4 protein-coding genes are annotated in these 3,476 nt (G+C 74.3%); 2 read left to right on the forward strand and 2 right to left on the reverse strand.

Annotated features, from left to right (window positions below; all coding sequences use genetic code 11):
* Positions 1-639: NADPH-dependent F420 reductase (locus ACIQOV_RS33220; protein ID WP_401054459.1), on the reverse strand; the 639-nt coding region annotated here is incomplete at its 3' end.
* Between the two features lie 154 nt (positions 640-793).
* Here ACIQOV_RS33220 and ACIQOV_RS33225 point away from each other — a divergent pair.
* Positions 794-1,654, forward strand: a complete 861-nt coding sequence (locus ACIQOV_RS33225; RefSeq protein WP_401054461.1) for an SDR family NAD(P)-dependent oxidoreductase — start codon at positions 794-796, stop codon at positions 1,652-1,654.
* A gap of 82 nt (positions 1,655-1,736) precedes the next feature.
* A complete protein-coding gene (locus ACIQOV_RS33230; RefSeq protein WP_359898804.1) occupies positions 1,737-2,573 on the forward strand; it encodes a helix-turn-helix transcriptional regulator in 837 nt (278 codons plus the stop codon).
* On the opposite strand, the gene ACIQOV_RS33235 is transcribed toward ACIQOV_RS33230, so the two are convergent.
* Positions 2,501-3,476 (reverse strand): tetratricopeptide repeat protein (locus tag ACIQOV_RS33235; RefSeq protein ID WP_401054463.1); only part of this gene is annotated, 976 nt, incomplete at its 5' end. The two genes, ACIQOV_RS33230 and ACIQOV_RS33235, sit on opposite strands and share 73 nt — an antisense overlap.

Consider the following 3,476-nt stretch of genomic DNA (forward strand, 5'->3'; position numbering starts at 1 on the left):
CTCCGGGGAGGCCTCCGCGAGCGCCCGGGTGACCGCCTCGACCCCGGCGCGCAGCCCGTACACCGGGGTGGCCGGCTGCTGGCGCCAGGACTCGTCGATCCCGCCCGCGTCCACGGTGTCGAAGCCCAACGCGTCGACCAGCTCGCGCACCACCCGCTTGGCCGCCTCGTCGTCCGACGCGACCGGCACGGCGAGCCGCTCCGGGTCCCCGGCCGGTCGCGGGCGCTCCAGCAGGTCCTGGGCGTAGGTGCCGTTGAACACCTTCACCACCCGGTGCCCGAGGTGCTGCTCCGTCCACCGGCTCTCGGTGAGCCCGCCGTCCTCGATCGCGTCGATCCGGCCGTCGCGCTCCTTCGGGTAGTAGTTGCCGGTGTCGATCACCGCGACGCCCTCGGCGGCGCCGTCCAGCAGCCCGGCGGGCAGGTCCGGCACGCTCTTCAGCGGCACCGTCACCACCACGACCTGCGCGCCCCGGGCGGCCTCGGAGACCGTCACCGCCGTCGCGCCGGTCTCCTCGACCAGTGCCTTGAGCGTCTCCGGGCCACGGGAGTTGGCCACCGATACCTCGTGCCCCAGCGACGTCAGCCGTCGCGTCAGGTTGCCGCCGATGTTGCCCGCGCCGATGATGCCGATCTTCATGGGAAGTCCCTCTTCGCGAGTGCCGTATTGGACCGTCGCCCTGGCCCAACCATCCGGTGATCGCGCCGATTCCCGGTTTGCAGGGTGGTTTTTCGGGACCCACGGTCGAGGCGGGCCTGGTGCCGGCCCGGCACCGGTCGCGAAGGTGAACGGCATGAGCCACACTTCCTCCGACGCCACCGTTCTTTCCGACGCCACCGTCCCCGGCGATGCCGCCGTCCCCTCCGCCGTCACCGCCCCCTCCGCCGTCACCGTCCCCGGCGACGCCACGGTCCTCGTCACCGGCGGCACCAGCGGCATGGGCCTCGCCACCGCCCGTCACCTCCTCGCCACCGGCGCCCGGGTCGTCGTCACCGGCCGCGACGACGCGCGGCTCGCCCGCGCCGCGGCGCGCCTCGACGCCGGCGACCGGCTGCTCACCGTCCGCGCCGACGCCTCCGTGGCGGCCGACCTCGCCCGGCTGGCCGACACCGTGCGGGAGCGGTACGGCCGGCTCGACGGGGTCTTCGCCAACGCCGGCGTGGCCGGCTTCCAACCGGTGGACGAGGTGACGGAGGCCGAGTTCGACCGGATCGTCGCCGTCAACCTCAAGGGCGTGTTCCTCACCGTCCAGCACGCCCTGCCACTGCTGGACGCCGCCGGCGGCGGATCCGTCGTCCTCAACGCCTCCTGGACCCCGCACCGCGGCCTGCCCGGCGCCGCCGTCTACGCCGCCACCAAGGCCGCCGTCCTCAGCCTCGCCCGCACCCTCGGCAGCGAACTGGCCGGCCGCGGCATCCGGGTCAACTCGGTCAGCCCCGGCTACATCGTCACCGAGATGTTCCACGCGGCCCTCCCGGACCCGGCCGACCACGAGCCGGTCCGCGGCCACGTCCCGCTCGGCCGGCTGGGCACCGCCGAGGACGTCGCGCAGACGGTCGCCTTCCTGCTCTCCGACCGCTCCTCGTACATCACCGGGCAGGACATCGTGATCGACGGCGGGCTCGTCCCGGCCTTCCCGTCCCTGACCGGCTGACCGGCTGACCGCCCCGGCCCCGCCGTGCCTGGTCCTGACAGGGCCAGGCACGGCGGCACCCGTCCGGGTGACAATCCATGACGTGAACCCGAGCAGCGCCCTGAGCGAATTCCTCCGCACCCGCCGCGCCGGCCTGCGGCCCGAGGACGTCGACCTCCCCGACTACGGCGGCCGCCGCCGCGTCGCCGGGCTGCGCCGCGAGGAGCTCGCCCACCTCGCCGGAGTCAGCGTCGACTACTACACCCGCCTCGAACAGGGCCGCGTCGGCAACCCGTCGGACGCCGTCCTCGACGCCGTCGCCCGCGCCCTGCGGCTGGCCCCCGACGAGTCCGGCCACCTGCACCGCCTCGCCCGGCCCGCGGCCCGCCCCCGCCGCCCCGTCGAGCGCCAGCGGCCCCGCCCCTCGCTGCTGCGCCTGCTGGAGCAGCTCCCGCACACCCCGGCCCTGGTGATGGGCCACCGGATGGACGTCCTGGCCTGGAACCACGCCGCCGTCGCGCTCCTCGGCGACTACGGCGCCCTGCCGGTCGAGGAGCGCAACATCGCCCGCATCACCTTCCTCGACCCGGCCTCCCGCGAGCTCTACGCCGACTGGGCCGCGTGCGCCCGGGAGAACGTCGCCTTCCTCCACCTGGAGGCCGGCCGCCGCCCCGACGACCCGCTGCTCGCCGAGCTGATCGGCCAACTCTGCCTGGGCAGCGAAGAGTTCCAGCGGATGTGGGCCGACCACCCGGTCGCCGACAAGACCTCGGGCCGCAAGGCCTTCCGCCACCCCCTGGCCGGCACGCTCGACCTCGTGTACGACACCCTGCGGCCGGCCGACGACCCGGGCCAGGCGCTGGTGACCTACACCGCCGACCCGGGCTCGGCGTCGGACGACGGGCTGCGGCTGCTGCTGTCCTGGGCGGCCTCGGGCTGAGGTTCCCCCGTCACTTCGAGCAGGTTCTCCCTGGCCAGGACGGTCGACGGATGGTCCGGGCCGAGGACGCGGTCGAGGTCCGCCGCCGCCCGGCGGAGCATCTCCACCCCTCGCTCCACGTCTCCGGCGTGCAGGTACATGACCGCGAGGTTGTTGCGGGACGTGAGGGTGTCCGGGTGGTCGCCGCCGAGGACGCGCCGGCGGTCGGCGAGGACCCGCTCCTGGAGACCGACGGCGTCCTCGACGCGTCCGGCCTCCAGGTAGGTGGCGGCCAGGTTGTTGCGGGACGTGAGGGTGTCCGGGTGGTCGGCGCCCAGCTCGTGCCGACGGTCGGCGAGGACCTGCTCCTGGAGACCGATGGCGTCCTCGACGCGTCCGGCCTCCGAGTAGGTGGCGGCCAGGTTGTTGCGGGCCATCAGGACGGTGGGGTGGTCGCTGCCGTGGAGGCGTTGGAGGTCGGCGAGGACCTGCTCCTGGAGACTCATCGCCTCGTCGGTGCGTCCGGCCTCCCAGCACGACTGCGCGAGGTTCCCGAGGGCCGCGAGAGTGTCGGGATGGTCGCCTCCCAGGACGCGCTCGCTCGCGGTGGCGAGATGCGTCCAGTACTGGATGCCGGTGGCGTACAGGCCCGCCTCCACGAGGCTGGCGCCGCAGCGGAACAGCAGCACGTGCATCCCCAGCGGCCGCTGGATCAGGCCGGTGGGCCCGTGCCTGGTGAGCACGTCGGTGTTGGCCCGGAGCGTCGCGGCCAAACCCTGCATGCCGTAGTCCGCGGTCGGCCACAGTTCGAGAAGGGCCTCGGCGACCACGATGCCCGCCCGCGTCGAGTCGGGACCCGTGTCGAGGGTGGCACGGGCGGTGAGCGCATGGAGGGTCACCTCCCGGTGGGAGGTCTCGGTGAGG

This window comes from Kitasatospora sp. NPDC091257 (assembly GCF_044757675.1).
Classification (GTDB): domain Bacteria; phylum Actinomycetota; class Actinomycetes; order Streptomycetales; family Streptomycetaceae; genus Kitasatospora; species Kitasatospora lactacystinica.

Bases quoted from the DNA above. Each gene is read 5' to 3' on its own strand.
- ACIQOV_RS33225 (WP_401054461.1), top strand. From the start codon at position 794: ATGAGCCACACTTCCTCCGACGCCACCGTTCTTTCCGACGCCACCGTC.